A 20,408-nucleotide genomic window follows, 5' to 3' on the forward strand; every position below is an offset into this window, starting at 1 on the left:
AAATTTCGCCTCAGGGGCGAATGAGGGCTTGGCTTGCACTTCGTTTAGCTTTAAATTTCCCAAAGATAGAATTTGGGAAAATCAAATATGACGCTTCCGCCAAACGTTCATGCCGCCGAACCAATCCCCCCAGCAGCAAAAGAAGCCATCGACGCCCTGATGCAGTCAGGCGATCTGTTTCGCTATACCGCACCGCAGGACGCGCCGGTTGCCTTGCTTGAGGCCGAGTTTGCCAAGCTGCTGGGCAGTAAATTCGCGCTGGCCGTTTCGTCCTGCTCGGCTGCCCTGTTCCTGTCGCTCAAGGCGCTCGGCCTGCCGCGGGATGCGCGGGTTTTGATCCCCGGTTTCACCTTCGCCGCCGTTCCGTCTTCGGTCGTACACGCAGACTGCATTCCGGTCCTGTGCGAAGTGGGTGAGAATTACCGCATCGACATGTCGGATTTCGAGGCCAAGCTGGACGGCGTTCAGGCCGTGATCATCAGCCACATGCGCGGCCACACTTCAGACATGAACGCCATCATGGCGCTGTGTGACGCGCGCGACATCCCTGTGATCGAGGACGCGGCGCACTCGCTGGGCACAACCTGGCACGGGCGCAATATCGGAACGATCGGCAAGATCGGCTGCTTCTCATTTCAGTCCTACAAGATGATCAACGCGGGCGAAGGCGGCATTCTGATCACCGATGATGCCGATCTGGTGGCGCAAGCCGTGATCATGTCGGGCGCGTACGAACATAACTGGAAGAAACACAAAGGGCCGCAAGGCGACAACTCGCCCGAGTTGGAGCAGGCGTTCGCCCGCTGGCAGAACCAATTGCCGCTCTATAATTTACGGATGAGCAATCTCAGTGCTGCTGTGATCCGGCCACAAATCCCGGAACTTGCGCGCCGTGTGCGTGATGGCCTGTCCAACCACGACTATGTTGCAGACCGGCTGAATACATCGCCCAATATCGACGTCCCTGCCGCTCTGGAGCCCGAACGCCGGGCACCGGATTCCATTCAGTTCAACCTTGTGGACATGGACGACAACGATATCCGCGCCTTTGCTGCGGCGACTGAGGCGCGTGGCGTCAAAGTTCAGGTCTTTGGCCTGAGTCAGGACAACGCACGCGCATTCTGGAACTGGCAATTCCTGCCGGAAAAGTTCGAGCTACCGCAAACCCGCGCAATGCTTATGAAAGCCTGCGACGTACGGCTGCCTGTGCGCCTGACACGCGAAGAGCTGGACGTGATTTCGGATATCCTGCTGGCGTCTGTAGGCGAGGTTACCGGCCCGGTTCCGGTGTATGGAACCTGACGACGACTAAGGTCCAAAGTCAAACAGATCGACTGGCAAAAACAGCGCTGTGATCCCCTTCGGGGTTGCAGCCACGCGGGATAGGATTCCGACAACCTGCAAACCGGTTTCCGTCTCGACCAAGAGAGGTGCACCAGAATCGCCCATCATGACCGGACATGTCGCCAACAAAACCCCGCTTGAATGGCGGTGCGGCTGGCAGGTGTTTGTTTTGCTCAGCACATGGGGTCGGATTCCGGGATACCCCGCAACAAATGTTTCTGTCGCGCCATCATCCGCCAGGGGCAGATAGCCGACCTGTTGCCCAATCGGCGCGCTGAGTTCGAGAACCGCCCAATCCAGGTCTGCTCTGTCATCAAACCGGCCTTCAACGCCCTGTTCGGGATGGAGCCGATACCCTTTCACGCCTGAAACCGCAGCGGCTTCTCCGCGCTGATAACCGGCGGCAAAACGGATGCTTGAGGGGGGAATCCACCGCTGACGCGGTGTGTTGTACAAGCAATGCGCGGCGGTCAGGACAAGGTTGTCCGAAACAAGAACACCGGTGCAGTGAGACTTCTGATCTCGACTGGCAAAATTAACACGTCCAATCGCGCGCCATTGGGGCTGATCGGCCGCAAGAATTTCGCGCACACGAATCGCGTCACATCCGGCTTCGGCCCGTGTTCCCAATGTACAAACTTGGGTCCACTGGTCCGAGAAGACACCTTGCGACAACGCGGGTTGCATCCAAAGTAGCGTGATACTCAGGATCAACCAGCGCATTTTGGGCCGCGTCAGTTGAGCTTGGACAGCTTTTGCTGCAGTTCCGCCAACTGTTTTTTGATGTCGTCCAAATCTTCCTTGGGCTCGGATTTGGCGTCATCGTCTTTGTCCGGGCCGGACCATCCGCCGGACAGACCACCTGTCATGGCTTTCAGGAATGCTTGCTGCTGCGCCTGAATTGCATCGAATCCCGGCATCTGAGACATCGGATTCATCGCGCTCATGTTTTCCATCATCTTGCTCTGGTTTTCCCGCAGCATCTCGAATGAGCTTTGCAGGAATTGCGGCATCACACCGCCACCCGGCAGCATGTAGCTGCGCACAAGATCGTTCAGCACATTGACCGGCAGAACATTTTCGCCGCGGCTTTCGTGTTCAGCAATGATTTGCAGCAGATATTGCCGCGTCAGATCATCACCTGACTTCAGGTCTATGATCTGTACTTCGCGCCCGTCCCGAATAAACGACGCGATGTCTTCAAGTGTGACGTAGTCACTGGTCTCGGTGTTATACAGCCGACGGCTGGCGTAACGTTTGATCAACAGTGGTTTTTCTTGTTCCGACACCGTTTACCCTCCCCAAGGATGATGCATTGCAGCAAAGACTATGCGAGCGCAGCACAAAAAGAAAGGGCAGGTCTTTCGACCTGCCCTGCGCGATTGCACCGATTGGGAGGAGTGGGTGCGCCTCGCGGCGTTTGCTTACTTGGCAGCAGCGGCTTTCTTGGCAGCTGCTGTCACGTCGTTGGTGGCTTTTTTGACGGCCGCGGTTGTGTCTTCGGCGACGTCTTTGCCAGCTGCCATCAGCAGCTCAACGGTTTCGGACTGAACTTTTTTCGCGATCTCTGCGAAGGCTGCCATGTTTTCAGCTGCAACTTCAGCCGATGCGCTGGCGAAGTCGGTGGCCGCTTTGGCGTAATCTGCAGGCTCTGCCTTGGCTTTCGACATCTCGGTCAGCTTGGCCAGGGTGTCCTTGGTCCATTTGTTCGAGATCTCAGCCGACTTTTCAGCCGCTTCCAGTGCAACACCCGACAGCTTTTCGTTCAGCGTCGCGGTCGATTTGAAAGCACCTTCCAGAGCGGTGGTGTCAACGGGGAACGCGCCCATAACGTCTTTCAGGGTCGCGGTGAAATCTTGCGTCTTTGCCATTGTTCTAAATCCTTTTGCCGAACCGGGCCCACCCCGGTTTTCATCAGCTTGAGGACAATATGGATGCCGCACCGCAGCATTGCAAGAGTTTTATTGCTGCACTGCGGCATATTTCTGCAAGGCGCATTGAAATCAAATACTTGCCTTGACTCGCACATAGGTCCCAGGCGCCGAAGCCAGGGCAGGATGGGCCGAATCGCCGGTCGCACGCGCGGGCACCTGTTTACCCGACCGCTTCTTCAGCCAGGCCTCCCACCGGGGCCACCAGGAGCCTTCGTGATACGTGGCCTCTTTCAACCAGGTCTCCGGATCTGCCTTCAAATCGGTGTTGGTATAGTGACCGTATTTCTTTTTGCTGGGCGGGTTCACGATGCCCGCAATATGCCCCGACTCCGAGACGATGAAGGTCTTCGACCGCGACCCCATCTGCTGCACCCCGCGATAACACGCCTTCCACGCCGCGATGTGATCGGTCTCGCAGGTGATCGCCATCAGCGGCACGTCCACGTCGCGCACATGCAGCTTGTGCCCCAGCAATTCGAACCCGTCGGTGACGAAGTCATTGCGCTGACATAGGCCGCGCAGGTACTGAACCGCCATGCGGCCGGGCAGATTGGCCCCGTCCCCGTTCCAGAACAGCAGATCAAACGCGGGCGGTGTCTCACCCATCATATAACTGCGGATCGCAGGCCCATAGATCAGGTCCTTTGAGCGCAGAAATGACATCGTGCGCCCGATGATCCACGCTTTTAGTACACCGTCCTCCGAGATCTGATCCTCGATCCCGTCCACAAAGTCGTTCTGCAGGAAGGGCGTGAACTCTCCCTGGTCTCCAAAGTCGGTCAGGGCCGTGAAGAACGTGGCCGACTTAATCGACTTGTCGCCGCGTTGCTTGAGCAGCGACAGCGTCAGGCTGAGCGTGGTGCCCGCGATGCAGTAACCGACAGCGTTGACCTGTTTGACCTTGCAGATCGATTTGACCTCTTCGATCGCGGTCAGGAATCCCTCCTGGATATAATCCTCCATGCCAATATCGGCGTGGGATTCATTGGCGTTCACCCAGCTGACCACAAACAGGGTATAGCCCTGCTCGGTCACCCATTTGATCAGGCTGTTCTGCGCCTTGAGGTCCAGAATGTAGAACTTGTTGATCCAGGGCGGGAACAGCACCAGCGGTGTTTCGTGCACCGTCTCGGTCGCCGGTTTGTACTGGATCAGCTCCATCAGCCGGTTGCGATAGATCACATCGCCGGGCGTTGTCGCGATATTGCCGCCAACCTCAAAGGCGCTGTCATCGGCCAGCTTCACCACCATCTCACCATCGTTGGCCTCGAGATCGGCCACCAGGTTTTCCAGACCCTGGATCAGTGACTGGCCTTCCGTCTCGACCGCCTTTTCCAACGCATCTGGATTGGTCGCCAGAAAGTTTGTCGGCGACATCATGTCGATGATCTGCTGCGAGAAGAACGCCAGCCGCTGCTTATCCTGCACATCCAGATCCTCGACCGAAGCCACCGCTTGCGCGATGGCATCGGCATTTGTCTGATACTGCTGACGGATGAATTTGAAATACGGATTGGTATTCCACAAGGGGTTGGAAAACCGCTTGTCCCGGGGTCCGGATGCGGCCTCGTCTGCCTCGCTGCCCACCAGCGCCTGCTGCGCCTCGGCAAAGTTCATAACAGACTGACCCCAGAACTCGATCTGCTGCTCCATAAGCCGCGCGGGATTTTGCATCGCTTCAGCCCAATACGCCGATGCTGCCTTTGCATAAAGCTCTTGATTCGGACCGTCCAAAGCAGGGTTGTGTCCCTTCTTTCCCGACATCGCATCAACAAGCCGCTTCGAAAGCTCCTCCACCTTGTCCATATTTTCTTTAAGCCTCTCAAGGTGTTCCGGGGATAGCTCCGGTGTCTGGTGTTCACTTGTTGTCATTTTAACAATTCCCCCTTAACCTCGCTGCTATGCAGAATAATCGTCGTGGGCTTGGGGAACAAAGCGACGAATGGTCCGACACTCACACCGGCAGCCAGGAGGCCCCCTATATGCGCTACATGATGACCTACGACCTTATGGAAACCATGCGCAACACGAACCAATGGATGGGGGCAACGGCCAGTGCTATGGCGTCTTACCCACTGTTCTCCATGATCCCCAACCCAGCGTTCAGCATGATGGCCGCATGGGGCGAAGTGACCGAGCGCACGTTTCAGCGCATGATCGCAAAGCCGGACTGGGGTATTCGAACGTTCACGTGTGAGGATGGCAAAGACCACCTTGTTGATATTGTTCCCGTAATGGAGCGCCCATTTGGCGACCTGATCCATATTCGCGTCAACGGACGGGAAGAACAACCCCGTAAGGTACTGTTGGTTGCACCTATGTCGGGGCACTACGCGACTTTGTTGCGCTCGACAGTCAAGAGCCTGCTGGTCAATTGCGAGGTTTACGTAACCGATTGGCATAATGCGCGTGATATTCCCGTTTCCGAAGGCAAGTTCGATGTCGAGGATTACACGCTCTACCTTGTCGATTTTATGAAGGAACTGGGCCCGGACACACATGTCGTCGCCGTTTGCCAACCCGCTCCGCTGACCCTGGCCGCGACCGCATATCTGGCCGAGGTTGAACCCAAAGCCCAGCCAAGCACACTGACCCTGATCGGTGGGCCGGTTGACCCTGACGCCACTCCGACCGACGTGACAGATTTCGGCCGCCGCGTCACCATGGGACAGTTGGAAGAAACCATGATCCAACGCGTGGGCTTCAAATATAAAGGCGTTGGGCGCATGGTCTATCCCGGACTACTGCAGCTTGCCTCTTTCATGTCAATGAATGCAGACCGCCACTCCAAGGCGTTTACAGATCAGATCCAGCGCGTGATGCGGGGTGAAGCATCGGATCACGATGCCCATAACAGGTTCTACGATGAATATCTGGCCGTTATGGATATGCCAGCCGAGTTTTACCTGTCCACAGTCGAGCGCGTTTTCAAAAACCGCGAAATCGCGCGCAACGAGTTCATTGTTGCGGGGCACAAAGTCGATATCGGCAAAATCACTGATGTTGCGGTCAAATCGGTCGAAGGCGCAAACGATGACATCTCGGCCCCAGGTCAGTGTATCGCCGCTCTTGAGTTGTGCACCGGCTTGCCGGCCAACAAAAAGGCAAGTCATGTCGAACCCGGCGCCGGCCATTACGGCATCTTCGCGGGGCGCAGCTGGCGCGACAATATCCGGCCGCTTGTGATCGACTTCATGAACGCCAACACGCGCAAACCACAGCGTCGCGCGGCAAACAAAAACAAAGTGGCCTGAAAGCGATGAGCAGGAAGACGGTGAAAGAGACCCCGTTTTCCTGCTCTTGCGGTTCCCTACATGGACGGATCAGCGCCGCAGGCGTGAAACACGGCACACATGTCGTGTGCTACTGTCACGATTGCCGCGCGGCGCAATTGTACTTTGGGCAACCCGATCCTGCCCCCGGTCCTGTTGAAATCCTGCAGATGCTTCCGGAAGAGATCCATTTCGACGGTGGCGCAGAGCATCTCGCGCTGATGCAACTAAGCCCCAAAGGGATGATGCGCTGGTATGCCAGTTGCTGCAATGCGCCACTGGCGACCACACCAACAACGCCGAAGTTCCCATTCGCGGGTTTTATCGTCAAACGTATCCCCGACCCAAGTGGGTTGGGGCCGATCACCACGCGCGGGTTTATCCCCACAGGATACGGCAAACAGACCCATGAAAAGATTGGGTCAGCCGTATATGGGCTAGTGACCCGTGTCGCGAAATCGCGGGTGTCAGGCAGTTGGAAGAACACACCCTTCTTCGACCCAGGCACTTTTGACCCGGTTGCCGAACCTGTGATCCTCAGCAAATCCGAACGCGCAGCCCTTTATCCGTAAGTGACCCGCGTAGGTGTGCTTAACCAGTTCTCAAGCGCTTCATTGACGACCTGAGGGGTCTCGAGGGTTGGCAAATGTCCCGCGTCCTCAACCACTTTCAGTTCGGCATCCGGGATCAGTTCCGCAATAAAGGCGTGTTTGCGCACAGGTGACAGCAGGTCACGCGCCCCACACAGCACCAGCGTGGGGCACTTGATCGTCCTCAGCGCCCCTTGCTGATCAGCGCGCCGCTGCAAAGCGCGCATCTGCCGGTCAAAGACATCCGCCCCCTGGTCCAGAGCCATTGTTATCACGTCATTTAGGATGGGAACACGTCTTGGCCCTGGGGCCAGTGTGTCTGACCCAATGATTTTTCGCATCACCTCTTCAAGCCGACCGGCCTTCGCGCCGACCATATGCTCTTCTCGCGTCGCTGCGATCTGGGGCGTGTCGGCCTGCGCATCCGTCGCCATCAGACACAGGGCGAGATTCGGTCAGGTGCACGGCGAACAAGTTCCAAGGCCACGACGCCGCCCATGTTCAACCCGGCCAGTGCGAAACGATGGGGCAGTTGATCCAATAGGCCCGATGCGATCTCTTCAATCCGCTCGCCCAACGAAACCGGTGCAACCGTGACCGCGCGTTGACGAGAAAAGTGGGCGATCTGAGGGGCAAACACCCTAGAATCGCACATCAATCCGGGCAATAGAACCAGCGGCTCGATCAATCGCGGCCTCCTTCATCTCAGCTTCTTGAGTGGCTTTGTTTTTTAACAGGATGAGAGGTTTTTTCGGCCTGGGCAAGTTAAACTTCACGGATAGGCAATACCGCGAAACGTGGGAAAATCCGCATAGCGCTTTTGACGAGTCTTCAGGTCTTCGCCCGGATTTTCGCCCGCACGCAACAGGCACCCGCGCGGGACGATGTAGCTGTCGATACGCTTGATGGGAATTGGTCGCCACACCAGATTGAAGGCGCAGAGTTTTGGAAAAAACCAAATCTCGGAATACTCCAGATGGTCGTGCATCCACCACGCCAGATCGCGCCAATCCCGCCCTTCCGCGTAACGATCCGCGAACCACGGAATGACAATCGACGCCCCAGCAATCCGATCATCGCCGGTGCCCCAGTCCCAGATATGGCATTCCAGCGGATTGTCATTTCGGGCACAGTTCAGCCGGTTTTCATTGCCAAATTGATTCAACGACGGCGATCGGTAACCGGACCGGACTGCCACGCGTCCGAACGTCTCTTCTAACGGGTCCAGCAACGTCAGGCAAAAGGCTCGGCCGGTTTCGATGGCAAGATCGGGATTGTCGGGAAGATTTTGTTTTTCATGGAAATTTCCAATCTCGGAATACAAGAAATCCCGCATGAAAAAGTGCTTGGACAGGCGCACGCGGCCAAGAGTTTCAAGGCTCCACATGCTACCCGGCTTACGCATCACCCATACCCGTTCCAGCGAAACGCCCCATCAGGGGCCAGAGGTGAGAACGGGTTGAAAGCGACCTCCCATACCGTGCCGTCGGGCGCGCGGAAGTAACCGTGATGCCCGCCCCAGAACACATCCGAAGCCGGTTTGAGAACCTCGGCACCGGCCTCTTCGACCTTGCTCAGGACCTGCGCGACATCTTCCTTCGACCGGCAGTTATAGCTCAGCGTCAGCGCCCCACGGCCCAAGGTGCCCACGTCAACACCAATCTCATCGGCCAGTGCCGGCAGAGGATACAGCCCCAGCGTCTGCCCGATCAGATCAAAGGCAATCACACCGTCCGGGCTGTCGACACGTTTCCAGCCGATCTTTTCATAGAATGCAGCGGCGGTTTCAGGGTCTTCCACCCCGACAGTGATGAGGCTGACGCGCTGTTCCATCATTCGATCCCTTGCTCTTTCAACCATGCCAGAATTCCAGCGACGGCGGCATCGGTCTGTCCCGGAGACATCAAACGTCCGGCAATGACATGGGACGATGGGTCATCGCCCGGCCCCATCGTTACCGTCTGAACACTTGCAGGCCCGCCCCAGGCATCGGCCACCTTGTGGGTCAAGTCTGGACGCACAACCTGATCATCGTCAGAGAACCAAAACAGCGCCGGGACACGCGCCTGAGAGAAGTCCATGGCATAAACAGTCTCAACCAGGGCGGTCATAGGCACAACTGCCTCCCACGGATAAACCGACGACCAGTACTTGTTCTTCTCGGGATCCGGCCCCGAGACGTCCCGTTCTTCCCCCATGATCAATGGCAACCAGCTTCGCGCCCAAGGAAGGCCCGGTATCCAGGCACCGGGCGTGTTCACACCAAAATTCGGAGAAACAAAAACCAAACCGGCTACATTTTCTATCAGCGCGTCGTCCATTGCTGCCGCCGCAGCCAGAGTTCCGCCGGTGGAGGTTGAAATCACGACGACCTGATCGCCCACTGCACGGGCGGCGGCCAACCCTTCGGCCATATCCTGCATCCAGCCCGAGGCGGTGCCTTCGGCCATTGCATCCCCACCGCGCCCATGGCCCTGCAAGCGGGTGTAGACCAGATTGGCCCCCAACGCCTCTGCGACCATATCGGGGACCGGACGAATTTCTTCGGACGAAGCGGAAAACCCGTGCACATACAGGATGGAAACTGGCGTGCGCTGTTCTTTGAACCCGTCCCGCCAGATAACCCGTTTCTCAACACTCGGAGTGATGTTATTGAAAGCGGATTCAACGCTTTCGAAATAGACCTGCACCCCCTCGCCAAACTTGCGCGGTTCAAATGTCGGGTTCAGGTTCACTTCTTCGCGCGGACCAAACCAATAGATCAATGCGCCGGCTGCAATCAGCACAAAAAGAACGCGACCGATGATTTTACCGAACACCAGGATCATTGCGCGGCCATTACTTCAAGAACAGCGTTTTCGATGATCTCAAGGCACGGCCCGTCAGAGAAGCGGTGATCGGCATCTTTGACCAACAACAGGCGCATGTCGGGACCAGTGGCATGTTCCAGCAAACGAACGGCTGTTGCGGTGGATACGGCGGAATCCGCGGTTCCTTGCAGAAAACGCACCGGATAGGGCAGATTCATTGCGTCCCGCAGAACCAACCGCTGCCTGCCATCTTCGATCATACGCTTCGTGATGATGTAGGGTTCCATGTAGTCCGAGGGCAGTTCGACATACCCTTCGGTCTCCAACACCTGTTTTTGCGTGTCAGAAAACGATGCCCAATACCCGTCCTCGGTAAAATCCGGGGCCGCGGCAATTGTGACCATACCGGCAATCCGGTCCGGTATCGCTTTGGCCAGTAAAAGCGCCTGCCAGCCGCCCATTGACGATCCGACAATGATCATCGGCCCAAATGTCAACTCAGTCACGGCGGCCAAAGCATCCTCGTGCCAGTCGCCGATGCATCCGTCCTCAAATTTGCCCGAGCTCTCGCCATGGCCCGAGTAATCGAACCGCAGGAATGCCTGACCGCGCGCCTTGGCCCAAGCCTCAAGATGCACCGCCTTGGTGCCCTCCATATCAGACTTCAGCCCGCCCAAAAATACAATCGTCGGCCCTGCCCCATCGCTTTTGTGATAAGCCAGCCGCCGCCCTTGCGCCGTTTCCAGAAAATCCGTCGCTGCCATGTCACCCTCTTTCCTTTTGCGGTTCATCATGCACGGCTGCCCGGTGGCTGCAATTCCCGAATTCGAACCTCCCGCCGCGTCGGCCACAGCGCGGTTGGGTGCTTGACAGGTCATGCTGCAACTGCCAAATGGATCGAACACACATAACCCGCAACCGGGCGTTCAGTGGGCGCCAAACCGACGAGGAGAGCCGATATGGCCCTGGACTCACAGTCAGTCTCCCTTACTTTTCCCGATGGCAATGCACGATCCTATGACGCAGGCGTCACGCCAGCTCAGGTAGCTGCTGATATCTCGAACTCATTGGCCAAAAAGGCCATCTCGGCCACCGTGAACGGCCAGCACTGGGACCTGCAGTGGCCCATCGAATCTGACGCGCAGATCGCCATCCACACCATGAAAGATGAGGAACAGGCCAACGAGCTGATCCGTCACGATCTGGCGCACGTGATGGCGCGCGCGGTACAGGAAATCTGGCCTGCAACCAAGGTCACCATCGGCCCCGTGATTGACAACGGTTGGTACTATGATTTCGACCGGGAAGAACCGTTCACGCCCGAAGATCTCGGCCTCATCGAGAAAAAGATGAAGGAGATCATCAACAAGCGCGATCCCGTCACCACCGAAATCTGGGACCGTCAGCGCGCAATCGAATTCTACAAGGCCAATAACGAGCTTTATAAAGTCGAGCTGATCGAAGCCATTCCGGGTGACGAACCGCTTCGCATGTACTGGCACGGCCACTGGCAGGACCTCTGCCGTGGCCCGCACTTGCAGCATACCGGCCAACTGCCGGGCGACGCCTTCAAGCTGATGAGCATTGCTGGCGCCTATTGGCGTGGCGACAGCGACCGCGCGATGCTGCAGCGCATTTACGGCGTGGCCTTCACCGGCAAGGAAAAGCTGAAAGCGCATCTGCATATGCTGGAAGAGGCTGCAAAGCGTGATCACCGCAAGCTGGGCCGCGAGATGAACCTGTTCCACATGCAGGAAGAAGCGCCGGGCCAGATCTTCTGGCATCCGAACGGCTGGAAGATCTATACCACCCTGCAGGACTATATGCGTCGCATGCAGGAACGCGACGGCTATGTCGAAGTGAACACGCCACAGGTCGTTGACCGTAAGCTGTGGGAAGCGTCTGGCCACTGGGACAAATATCAAGAGAACATGTTCATCGTCGAAGTGGACGAAGAACACGCCCGCGAAAAGGCGATCAACGCGCTGAAGCCGATGAACTGCCCGTGTCACGTGCAGGTTTTCAATCAGGGTTTGAAGTCTTATCGCGATCTGCCTCTGCGCATGGCCGAGTTCGGATCTTGCGCGCGGTATGAACCCTCGGGCGCTTTGCATGGGATTATGCGGGTCCGTGGCTTTACGCAGGATGACGGCCATATTTTCTGCGCTGAGGAACAGATCGAATCTGAGACCGCCAAGTTCATTGCGTTCCTGTCCAAGGTCTATGCTGACCTCGGGTTTCATGACTGGACCATCAAACTGTCGACTCGCCCAGAAAAGCGGATCGGGTCGGATGAAAGCTGGGATCTGGTCGAAAAAGCGCTGGGCGATGCCTGTAGGGCAGCGGGCTATGACTATGAGGTTCTGGAAGGCGAAGGCGCGTTCTACGGCCCCAAACTGGAATTCACCTTGACCGACGCGATCGGCCGGACATGGCAGTGCGGCACCTTGCAGGTTGACCCCAACTTGCCCGAACGTCTGGATGCCAACTTTATCGGAGCCGATGGCGCAAAGCATCGTCCGTTCATGTTGCATCGGGCAACATTGGGCTCGTTCGAACGCTTCATCGGTATCCTGATCGAAGAGCACGCTGGCAAGCTTCCGTTCTGGTTGGCCCCGCGTCAGGTGGTGGTCGCCTCGATCACGTCCGAGGCGGATGACTATGTTTTGGAAGTTGTCGAAACGCTCAAGGCCGCTGGCGTGCGGGCCGAGGCGGATATTCGCAACGAAAAGATCAACTACAAGGTCCGTGAGCACTCGGTCGGCAAGGTGCCGATCATTCTGGCTGTCGGTCACCGCGAAGTTGACGAGCGTACGGTAAGTGTGCGCCGACTTGGCGAAAAACAGACACAGGTTCAATCGCTTGAGGCTGTAACAAAAGAGTTGTCTTTGGCGGCTACCCCGCCCGACCTTCTGTAACATTCGGCGATAATTTGCACGAAATCCGGCCTCGAATTAGAGGCCGGATTGAAACATTTTCCATTTTTCATTTCAAAAACAGTTTGTTAACCTTCAAGAGGGCATTACGCTCTTTGACGGGGTTGTGAGACACGGGCTCGTGAATTCACCTGCCCCGATTTAGCTACTACCTTTGTCATTGTCACAAGAAGACATACGCAGTCATCAAAAGGGATTACCGAGATGTCGAACACCGCAAAAACCCTGGTTATCGCAAGCGCAGTTGCAGCAGCCGTATCTGGCGTCGCCACAACCGCCTCCGCACAAGCCAAAGAGAAATGCTATGGCGTTTCGCTGGCCGGTCAGAACGACTGTGCCGCTGGCCCCGGCACCACCTGCGCGGGCACCTCGACCGTTGACTATCAGGGCAATGCCTGGACACTAGTCGACGCTGGAACCTGCGCCGATATCGAGCTGCCCAAGTCGGCAGACGGTGCAGCGCGCGAAGGTTCGCTGGAACCGCTGGAGCGCGACCTGCCGGCATAAGCCCAAGCATCTGAGAATCGGAGGGGCGGGCCCAATCGCCCGCCTCTTTTCGTGACCGGAGGATTTGCACATGCTGGATAGTTCACTTCGATCGAACAGGCTGCCCGCAGTGCCGGGAGTCGGGTACAAACCTCAGCACTATGAACAGATTCTGGACCATGCGCATCCGGTCGGCTGGCTTGAAATCCACGCCGAAAACTACATGGGTGATGGCGGCAGGCCGCTTGCGCAATTGCGCCACCTCTCTGAAAAATTTCCCATTTCCGTCCACGGCGTTGGCCTCTCGATCGGTGGAGAAGGCCCCTTGGACCCCGACCATCTGGCGCGCTTGAAACACTTGGTGGGGTGGCTGAATCCGGCCAGCTTTTCCGAGCATCTGGCCTGGTCGACCCATGACAGTCATTTCCTGAACGATCTTCTGCCCCTGCCCTACACTGACGAAACGCTGGAGCGAATCTGTGCCCATATTGACCAGGTTCAGGAAACCGTGGGGCGGCAAATGCTGTTGGAAAACCCGTCCAGCTATTTGGCTTTTGAAGAAAGCACATGGTCCGAGCCTGACTTCCTGCGGGAAATCTCACGTCTGACAGGATGTGGTCTTTTGCTGGATGTGAACAATGTCTTCGTGTCGGCCACCAATCTGGACTTCTCTCCGCAGAGCTACATCGACGCCTACCCGCTGGACAACGTCCACGAGATCCACCTTGGCGGTCATGACGAAGACGAAGACGACCATGGCCGTCCCTTGCTGATCGACAGCCACGGTCGCGAAGTCGTTGATCCGGTGTGGACGTTGCTGGATTACGTGTTGGACCGTTCCGGCCCGAAACCCGTACTGATCGAATGGGATACGGACGTACCCGACTGGTCCGTTCTTCGGGCTGAAGCAGATCGGGCGCAGGCGGCACTGGACCGCATCCCAGCATGAACGTTTCGCAAACCACGTTCCGCGCAGCCCTGCTTGACCCGTCGGCGGCCGTTCCGGACGGTTTGTGGGATGCCGCAGAACGCCCTGCCGGGCGGCGGTTCAGCGTTTACCGCAACAACGTGGCTGTTTCGTTGACCGAAGCGATGCATCAAGCCTTTCCAGTGATCGCACGGCTGTTAGGCACGCAGAACATGGATGGGCTTGCCGGGCTTTTCCTGCGCAAACACCCCCCGTCTTCACCGCTGATGATGTTTTACGGTGAGGAATTTCCTGAGTTCCTTGCCGGGATGGAGCAGCTGTCACACCTTGGCTACCTTGCCGACGTCGCGCGTCTGGAACTGGCGCTGCGCCGGTCCTACCACTCTGCTGACAGCCAACCTGCACCGCCTGATGCGCTGGCCATCCCACCGGAAGAGATCGTTCTGGCAAAGCTGGAATTTGCGCCATCCATGAAGGTTCTTCGGTCAGATTGGCCGCTGTTTTCGATCTGGCGCTTCAATTCAGAAGACGGTGCACCAAAACCTGCCCCCGGATCCGAAGATATCCTGATCACCCGGCCCGAATTCGACCCGGCCCCGCATTTTCTGCCCAAAGGCGGAGCGGACTGGATCGCGCACGTTCAGGCCGGACTTACCATTGGCGAGGCATTTGAACAAACCTCTGCCGAATTCCCCGAATTTGACCTTGGGGCCACTCTGGCGCTGCTTTTGCAGGGCGGCGCAATAACCTCTGTGACTATCGAAAGGCTGGCAACATGACTGCCCTGATCTCATTGCACAACAATACCCTGGGAAGGTTGGAATTGACCTCTGGCTGGTTGACGCCGACCCTGGCGCGGGTCGTGTTCATCGCGGTTCTGCTGTTCTATTTCTGGAATTCAGCAATGACAAAAATCGACGGTTCGATATTCTCGCCGTCTGCAGGCGCGTTTGGTCAGATCTTTCCAAAAGCGGCCGAAGCCGCCTTGTACGATATTTCTCAGCTGACCATTGTCCAGCGTATCGTGATTTTCCTAGGTACCGTTGCAGAGTTCGTTCTGCCCGCGCTGCTGCTGGTTGGCCTACTTACACGCCTGGCAGCATTGGGCATGATCGGTTTTATCTGGGTTCAGACCGCCACTGACGTTACCGGGCACGGAGTGAAACTTGGCAGCCTGTTCGACAATGCGATCTCATTGATAGACCAACGCATGATGTGGACTTTCCTGTTCCTCGTCATCGTCATTAATGGCGCAGGTCCGCTCTCGGCCGACCGAATCCTGCGCATTAAGTGAACTAGAAATGTGCCTTGGGCTCGTCCGGCTTTCCCGCGGCCAGCCCAAGGATGCCCGCCACGGCGGCAAAGGCCACCGGGAACATCGTAAAGACGTTGAAACCAAACGCGAAATACATCCCGACGGCTGAGATCAGCAGCAATATTCCACCGATCAGAGCCCGCGCATGGGCCATTGCGCCCCCCGCGATGGCCAGCAAAGGTGCAATAATGGAAGCAGTCTGGATGAACTGTGCGTTGTCCACTTGTTCAGCAAGGCCTTCGATCTCACCGTAATGGTCTATGAATTCGATATAGCCATAGCCAAAAAAGCCAACAATCATTCCGATCAAACCGGCAATGACGCCCAAAATCATTGATGCGTTGCGCATTTAAACCCTCATAATTACGTCAGACACATAAGCGCCCAATCAGGTAACGCCAAGACTTGCCTTGGTTTTTGCGGTCCAGCCCAACGACAACGTACCGTCATTTTCGATCAAGGGGCGCTTCATCAAAGTCGGGTGTTCCTTCAGCAGCTCCAAAGGTGGTCGCGTGCGTTGTTCCGCGTCCAATCCACGCCAAGTTGTTGACCGGGTATTGAGCAAAGCTTCGCCGAACGTATCAAACGCCTCTGTCAGGACAGAATCGGGAACACCTTGCGTCCGAACGTCTACAAATTCTATATTTTCTATTTCTTTTAATGCCTTACGGCACGTATCGCAATTTTTCAGGCCATATAGACGCATTTTGGGACCGTTCCTGTACTAGTATGAATTTTGGGCATTTTTGCCTGCTGCTTCCAGTAATTCTTGATTTTTTACTTCACCGTGCAATGTTGAAAAAGACGAAACACACAATTCGGGCCGCGTCGTGTGGGCGAAGCGGTGATGTGTTGTGGTTACGTCAACCACTGCCCCCACCAATTTGTGGGACAACGTGTAAGTAGAAGGAGACACGGGAAATGCCAACTGGCACCGTGAAATGGTTTAATACCACGAAAGGCTATGGGTTTATTGCCCCTGACGAAGGTGGCAAGGACGTTTTTGTTCATATCTCGGCCGTAGAACGGTCCGGTCTGACCGGACTCGCTGACAATCAGAAAGTCTCGTATGAGTTGGAAGACGGACGCGACGGCCGACAAATGGCCTCTGATTTGAAGCCGTTATAAAACACCCCGTCATCTGCGGGTACTAAAAGCAGGCCAACGGCCAATTTCCGGCCGTTGTCCATTCTCAAGGGTTTGAAACCTTACCCTCGCGCCGGTTTGGAATCGGCATGAGTGTTTTAGTTTTCGCCGAACACCACGATTTCCGAGCGTTCACACATAACACTGATGACTGATGTCATGAGCCGCTCGAAATGGCATCATGACATCAGAAGAAAGAGTCTTGTCGGTTTTAACCCTCGCGAATGACTGCCTCGAACTCGCGCCATTCCCGTGTTGTCATGCCCGAGTTTTCCTGCGTCACGGCTTCGCCGGCCAACATGCGCCGCAGGCTATCAACCATCTGCGCCGAAAGGTTGACCGCGCCCAAACGGTAATCTTCGAACGCTCTATACGCGAAGGGCACCCAGTCGGCGACGATCTTGCACATCATGTCGGCGTAAACGCGGATTTCGTACTGAGCATGTGGATCGGCCCGCAAGCGCAGGAAATGGAACAGGTTGTGCAGATCCACCTTCCAGTACCACTGCGTGTAGATATTCGCAGGCAGGTTCATGCGCGCCAATTCTCGCGCCAGCCCCTGCTGACCATCCTGGTTGATCATGGCTTCGTAATTGTCATAGCACCGCGCGCTGTCGGCCTTGAGCATTTCCAGAACGCGGGCTGCCTCTTCGCCTTGCAGGGCGTCGCCGCGGCCCTGATTGTTCACTTCGGATTGTGCGGCCACGTGGTCCGGTGCAGGGATATAAAACTCTCGATCCAGAATAGAATACCGCGCAGAATACTCATTCACATTTGCGGTCCGGTGACGAATCCACTGTCGGGCGACAAAGACCGGCAGTTTGACGTGCAGCTTGATCTCGCACATCTCGAACGGGGTAGAGTGCCAGTGCCGCATCAGATAGCGGATCAGCCCCTCGTCATTCTGCACCGATTTGGTGCCTTTGCCGTAAGATACGCGTGCCGCCTGACAAATTGCTGCGTCATCCCCCATGTAGTCAATGACGCGTACAAAGCCGTGATCCAGCACCTGATGCGCGGTATAGAGGTGGTCTTCCATCCCCTCAGCCACAACGCGGCGTGTTGGATGCGATTGCGCCCGTTGCGCTTCGATCTCGGCCAGTTGGTCAGAGGACAGCGGCATGAAAGTTCCTTTCCAGCAATGAGTCGCTCACCACTATATATCGGCAATTCACAGACAGGAACCGCGACATGTGCACCAAGCGTCGCAATTTCCAAATTGTGTCCACCCTGCCCCTCGACACGCTTGGCCCGCGCGCTAAGCTGCAGCCCATCACCTGAATAGAAAGGAAGCCACAATGGGGCTGACATATCTTCACACCATGGTCCGCGTGAAGGATCTGGAGAAGTCGAGGGCGTTCTATGAACTGCTGGGCCTGAAGGAAACCCGCCGCTATGACAGCGAGCAGGGCCGGTTTTCGCTGATCTTCATGGCGCCCCCGGGGCAAGAGGATCGGCCTATCGAACTGACGCACAACTGGGACGGCGACGATAGTCTGCCCAGCGACAGCCGCCATTTCGGGCACTTAGCCTACGGCGTGGATAACATCTACGAAGTTTGTCAGCACCTGCAGGACAACGGCGTCGCAATTAATCGCCCGCCGCGCGATGGTCGTATGGCGTTTGTACGGTCTCCGGACAATATCTCAGTCGAACTGCTGCAAAACGGCGAAGCGCTGGCACCAGCTGAACCCTGGGCCAGCATGGAAAGCACCGGCACCTGGTGATCCGCTGGCTGATAGCACTGGGTCTGGCCGTTCTGGCCAGACCCTTACGGGCCGAGACCTGCCGGCTTGCACTGGCGCTCGCCATGGATATCTCGACCTCCGTGGACGAGAACGAAGACGTTTTGCAGCGGCAGGGTCTGGCGGCTGCATTGATCGCGCCGGAAGTGGTCGAGGCGTTTTTTTCCTCGCCCGCACCGGTCGCGCTGGCCGTGTATGAGTGGAGCGGACGCACCACCCAACGCGTTATTCTGAACTGGACCATGATCAACACCGAAGCCGACCTGCTGGTTGCCGCCTCAACGGTGCAGCAATCGGTTCGCTCGGACAGCGCCTCGGCCACGGCAATGGGTTATGCCTTGGCATTTGGCGCGACTTTGATGCAGCAAGCACCGCCCTGCCTGTTCCAAACTATCGATCTGTCAGGGGATGGCTCAAACAATGACGGCTATGGGCCGGATTCGGCATACCGGCACTTTCCCTTTCAAAACGTCGTGGTCAACGGGTTGGTGATCAACGCTGCGGACTTTGAAGGAGAGCTTTTCCTCATCCCGTTCTTCGAGAACAACGTTCTGCACGGCCCCGGCGCGTTTCTGGAAATCGCGCAAGGGTTCGAGGATTTTGAGCGCGCGATGCGTCGCAAGCTGGAACGAGAATTGAAAGGGTTGCAGATCGGTGCGTTGAAGGAGGGTGCACATCAATGATCCGCCTCCTGGCCGCGATAATTTCCATGTTCGCCAGCGCCGCTGCGTCGGAATGCAGGCAAGCACTGGCGTTGGGGCTGGACGTGTCCGGTTCGGTCGACAGCGCCGAGTATAGGATGCAAACCGGCGGTCTGGCTGCGGCCTTGCAACGCCCTGAAGTTGTTCAACTGATCCTGTCCGACATCGGCGCGCCTATGCGATTGGCAATCTACGAATGGAGCGAGACCCGCCATCAACGCATGTTGGTGAACTGGACAGAGATCCGCACGGCACAAGATCTTGCACGGATCAGCGGCCAATTGAAGACTGTCGCGCGGGGTAACGCACCACAGGGCACGGCTGTTGGGTCGGCAATGCGGTTCGGCGCTAATCTACTGTCACAACAACGGAACTGCTGGAAACGCACATTGGATCTGTCAGGGGACGGCAAGCACAATCTGGGCCCTCATCCACGCAGCGTGAAGGCCGAACTGGAAAACACCGGCATCACGATCAACGGGCTCGTGATCGGAGCAGACGATCCTAGTCATGGCGACAAACGCTATGTCCAAGTCGGTGAGCTTTCCGCCTATTACAACACATGGGTTATTCTGGGGCCCGGAGCCTTCGTCGAAGTCGCTTTGGGCTTTGAGGCCTATGAGGACGCGATGACCCGAAAACTGATACGCGAGCTGGAGGGGCTAACCCTGTCCGACGCCACAGATTCCCTGCGCCCCTGATCAATAGATGTACCGGATTTGGTCCGTCCAATACCGCTCGACCCGACGCAGGGATGTGGTGATGTCGTCGATGCCTTCCAGCCCCAACACGCCGCGATTTTGCAGCCCCTCAGCGTGGCGTAAAAACAACTCGGATACGACATCGCGTATTTCACGACCGCGTGGGGTCAATCGAACCCTTACGGAACGGCGGTCGATCTCGCATCTTTGATGGTGCATGTACCCCATTTCGACCAGTTTCTTCAGGTTGTAGCTGACGTTGCTGCCCTGATAATACCCACGACTTTTCAGTTCACCCGCGGTGACTTCATGGTCGCCGATATTGAATAAAAGCAAGGCCTGCACGGCGTTGATTTCCAATACGCCGACACGCTCAAACTCATCCTTGATGACGTCCAATAGCAACCGGTGCAGCCGTTCCACCAAGGCAAGTGCCTCAAGATAGCTGGTCATGAACCCTTTGGTTCCCGGCGCGGAGACCTGCATTTCCATACTCATCC

The 20,408-nt window shown here is 56.8% G+C and carries 26 protein-coding genes; 12 read left to right on the forward strand and 14 right to left on the reverse strand.

What is annotated here, in order from left to right; all coding sequences use genetic code 11:
- Nucleotides 1-87: 87 nt before the first annotated feature.
- Nucleotides 88-1,302 (forward strand): DegT/DnrJ/EryC1/StrS family aminotransferase, encoded by a 1,215-nt coding sequence (locus AC2FJF_RS05375; RefSeq protein ID WP_496723603.1) that lies wholly within the window; start codon nucleotides 88-90, stop codon nucleotides 1,300-1,302.
- 6 nt (nucleotides 1,303-1,308) lie between these two features.
- On the opposite strand, the gene AC2FJF_RS05380 is transcribed toward AC2FJF_RS05375, so the two are convergent.
- The 4 genes from AC2FJF_RS05380 to AC2FJF_RS05395 all read right to left on the reverse strand — a co-directional run bounded on the left by AC2FJF_RS05380 (nucleotide 1,309) and on the right by AC2FJF_RS05395 (nucleotide 5,150).
- On the reverse strand, nucleotides 1,309-2,067 hold the full coding sequence (locus AC2FJF_RS05380) for a trypsin-like serine peptidase (RefSeq protein ID WP_496723605.1): 759 nt from the start codon (nucleotides 2,065-2,067) through the stop codon (nucleotides 1,309-1,311).
- 11 nt (nucleotides 2,068-2,078) lie between these two features.
- On the reverse strand, nucleotides 2,079-2,633 hold the full coding sequence (gene phaR / locus AC2FJF_RS05385; RefSeq protein WP_496723607.1) for a polyhydroxyalkanoate synthesis repressor PhaR: 555 nt from the start codon (nucleotides 2,631-2,633) through the stop codon (nucleotides 2,079-2,081).
- Between the two features lie 135 nt (nucleotides 2,634-2,768).
- Complete coding sequence (locus AC2FJF_RS05390) at nucleotides 2,769-3,215, reverse strand: phasin family protein (protein ID WP_496723562.1); 447 nt, start codon at nucleotides 3,213-3,215, stop codon at nucleotides 2,769-2,771.
- 132 nt (nucleotides 3,216-3,347) lie between these two features.
- Nucleotides 3,348-5,150 (reverse strand): PHA/PHB synthase family protein, encoded by a 1,803-nt coding sequence (locus tag AC2FJF_RS05395; protein ID WP_496723609.1) that lies wholly within the window; start codon nucleotides 5,148-5,150, stop codon nucleotides 3,348-3,350.
- Between the two features lie 110 nt (nucleotides 5,151-5,260).
- Here AC2FJF_RS05395 and phaZ point away from each other — a divergent pair, with 110 nt between their 5' ends.
- Nucleotides 5,261-6,532, forward strand: coding sequence for a polyhydroxyalkanoate depolymerase (gene phaZ / locus AC2FJF_RS05400; RefSeq protein ID WP_496723867.1), 1,272 nt, complete (start codon nucleotides 5,261-5,263; stop codon nucleotides 6,530-6,532).
- A gap of 5 nt (nucleotides 6,533-6,537) precedes the next feature.
- Nucleotides 6,538-7,122: a DUF6151 family protein gene (locus tag AC2FJF_RS05405; RefSeq protein ID WP_496723611.1), complete on the forward strand. Its 585-nt coding sequence runs from the start codon at nucleotides 6,538-6,540 to the stop codon at nucleotides 7,120-7,122.
- Here the strand turns inward: AC2FJF_RS05405 and AC2FJF_RS05410 are convergent.
- From AC2FJF_RS05410 to AC2FJF_RS05435, 6 genes are all read right to left on the reverse strand, one after another.
- Nucleotides 7,113-7,574, reverse strand: a complete 462-nt coding sequence (locus AC2FJF_RS05410) for an alpha/beta fold hydrolase (protein ID WP_496723613.1) — start codon at nucleotides 7,572-7,574, stop codon at nucleotides 7,113-7,115. The two genes, AC2FJF_RS05405 and AC2FJF_RS05410, sit on opposite strands and share 10 nt — an antisense overlap.
- Nucleotides 7,574-7,828 carry an alpha/beta fold hydrolase gene (locus AC2FJF_RS05415; RefSeq protein ID WP_496723615.1) on the reverse strand — a complete coding sequence of 85 codons (255 nt, stop codon included), beginning with the start codon at nucleotides 7,826-7,828 and terminating at the stop codon, nucleotides 7,574-7,576. Before AC2FJF_RS05415 ends, AC2FJF_RS05410 begins: the two co-directional genes overlap by 1 nt.
- An 84-nt stretch (nucleotides 7,829-7,912) precedes the next feature.
- On the reverse strand, nucleotides 7,913-8,527 hold the full coding sequence (locus AC2FJF_RS05420; protein ID WP_496723869.1) for a hypothetical protein: 615 nt from the start codon (nucleotides 8,525-8,527) through the stop codon (nucleotides 7,913-7,915).
- A gap of 17 nt (nucleotides 8,528-8,544) precedes the next feature.
- Complete coding sequence (locus AC2FJF_RS05425) at nucleotides 8,545-8,973, reverse strand: VOC family protein (RefSeq protein WP_496723871.1); 429 nt, start codon at nucleotides 8,971-8,973, stop codon at nucleotides 8,545-8,547.
- Entirely contained in the window at nucleotides 8,973-9,968 is a 996-nt protein-coding gene (locus AC2FJF_RS05430) for an alpha/beta hydrolase (RefSeq protein WP_496723617.1), read from the reverse strand. The genes AC2FJF_RS05425 and AC2FJF_RS05430 overlap by 1 nt, the downstream gene beginning before the upstream one ends.
- Nucleotides 9,965-10,714 (reverse strand): alpha/beta fold hydrolase, encoded by a 750-nt coding sequence (locus AC2FJF_RS05435; protein ID WP_496723873.1) that lies wholly within the window; start codon nucleotides 10,712-10,714, stop codon nucleotides 9,965-9,967. Before AC2FJF_RS05435 ends, AC2FJF_RS05430 begins: the two co-directional genes overlap by 4 nt.
- 195 nt (nucleotides 10,715-10,909) lie before the next feature.
- Between AC2FJF_RS05435 and thrS the strand changes: the two genes are divergently transcribed.
- The 5 genes from thrS to AC2FJF_RS05460 all read left to right on the forward strand — a co-directional run bounded on the left by thrS (nucleotide 10,910) and on the right by AC2FJF_RS05460 (nucleotide 15,594).
- Nucleotides 10,910-12,868 (forward strand): threonine--tRNA ligase, encoded by a 1,959-nt coding sequence (thrS, locus tag AC2FJF_RS05440; protein WP_496723619.1) that lies wholly within the window; start codon nucleotides 10,910-10,912, stop codon nucleotides 12,866-12,868.
- A gap of 222 nt (nucleotides 12,869-13,090) precedes the next feature.
- Nucleotides 13,091-13,393, forward strand: a complete 303-nt coding sequence (locus tag AC2FJF_RS05445) for a BufA1 family periplasmic bufferin-type metallophore (RefSeq protein WP_058275886.1) — start codon at nucleotides 13,091-13,093, stop codon at nucleotides 13,391-13,393.
- A 70-nt stretch (nucleotides 13,394-13,463) separates the two neighbouring features.
- The gene (gene bufB / locus AC2FJF_RS05450) at nucleotides 13,464-14,321 is read left to right on the forward strand and encodes an MNIO family bufferin maturase (protein WP_496723621.1); all 858 of its coding nucleotides are present in this window, start codon (nucleotides 13,464-13,466) and stop codon (nucleotides 14,319-14,321) included.
- Entirely contained in the window at nucleotides 14,318-15,079 is a 762-nt protein-coding gene (locus AC2FJF_RS05455) for an HvfC/BufC family peptide modification chaperone (RefSeq protein WP_496723623.1), read from the forward strand. Before bufB ends, AC2FJF_RS05455 begins: the two co-directional genes overlap by 4 nt.
- The gene (locus AC2FJF_RS05460) at nucleotides 15,076-15,594 is read left to right on the forward strand and encodes a DoxX family membrane protein (protein WP_282169248.1); all 519 of its coding nucleotides are present in this window, start codon (nucleotides 15,076-15,078) and stop codon (nucleotides 15,592-15,594) included. The genes AC2FJF_RS05455 and AC2FJF_RS05460 overlap by 4 nt, the downstream gene beginning before the upstream one ends.
- 1 nt (nucleotide 15,595) lies before the next feature.
- Here the strand turns inward: AC2FJF_RS05460 and AC2FJF_RS05465 are convergent, their stop codons facing one another.
- Nucleotides 15,596-15,964 carry a hypothetical protein gene (locus AC2FJF_RS05465; RefSeq protein ID WP_496723624.1) on the reverse strand — a complete coding sequence of 123 codons (369 nt, stop codon included), beginning with the start codon at nucleotides 15,962-15,964 and terminating at the stop codon, nucleotides 15,596-15,598.
- A 39-nt stretch (nucleotides 15,965-16,003) separates the two neighbouring features.
- A complete protein-coding gene (locus AC2FJF_RS05470; protein WP_496723625.1) occupies nucleotides 16,004-16,321 on the reverse strand; it encodes an ArsC/Spx/MgsR family protein in 318 nt (105 codons plus the stop codon).
- Between the two features lie 215 nt (nucleotides 16,322-16,536).
- Between AC2FJF_RS05470 and AC2FJF_RS05475 the strand changes: the two genes are divergently transcribed.
- The gene (locus tag AC2FJF_RS05475) at nucleotides 16,537-16,743 is read left to right on the forward strand and encodes a cold-shock protein (protein ID WP_010439113.1); all 207 of its coding nucleotides are present in this window, start codon (nucleotides 16,537-16,539) and stop codon (nucleotides 16,741-16,743) included.
- 229 nt (nucleotides 16,744-16,972) lie between these two features.
- On the opposite strand, the gene thyX is transcribed toward AC2FJF_RS05475, so the two are convergent.
- A complete protein-coding gene (gene thyX, locus AC2FJF_RS05480) occupies nucleotides 16,973-17,884 on the reverse strand; it encodes an FAD-dependent thymidylate synthase (protein ID WP_496723627.1) in 912 nt (303 codons plus the stop codon).
- A gap of 175 nt (nucleotides 17,885-18,059) precedes the next feature.
- Between thyX and AC2FJF_RS05485 the strand changes: the two genes are divergently transcribed.
- From AC2FJF_RS05485 to AC2FJF_RS05495, 3 genes are read left to right on the forward strand one after another with little or no spacing between them, the layout of a single operon-like run.
- On the forward strand, nucleotides 18,060-18,488 hold the full coding sequence (locus tag AC2FJF_RS05485; RefSeq protein WP_496723629.1) for a VOC family protein: 429 nt from the start codon (nucleotides 18,060-18,062) through the stop codon (nucleotides 18,486-18,488).
- Nucleotides 18,485-19,189 (forward strand): DUF1194 domain-containing protein, encoded by a 705-nt coding sequence (locus AC2FJF_RS05490; protein WP_496723631.1) that lies wholly within the window; start codon nucleotides 18,485-18,487, stop codon nucleotides 19,187-19,189. Before AC2FJF_RS05485 ends, AC2FJF_RS05490 begins: the two co-directional genes overlap by 4 nt.
- Nucleotides 19,186-19,908 (forward strand): DUF1194 domain-containing protein, encoded by a 723-nt coding sequence (locus AC2FJF_RS05495; RefSeq protein WP_496723633.1) that lies wholly within the window; start codon nucleotides 19,186-19,188, stop codon nucleotides 19,906-19,908. The genes AC2FJF_RS05490 and AC2FJF_RS05495 overlap by 4 nt, the downstream gene beginning before the upstream one ends.
- Here AC2FJF_RS05495 and AC2FJF_RS05500 read toward each other — a convergent pair whose 3' ends face one another.
- Entirely contained in the window at nucleotides 19,909-20,406 is a 498-nt protein-coding gene (locus tag AC2FJF_RS05500; RefSeq protein WP_186437453.1) for a MarR family winged helix-turn-helix transcriptional regulator, read from the reverse strand.
- Nucleotides 20,407-20,408: the final 2 nt, after the last annotated feature.

The sequence above is a fragment of the Ruegeria sp. CDSB013 genome (genome assembly GCF_059611165.1).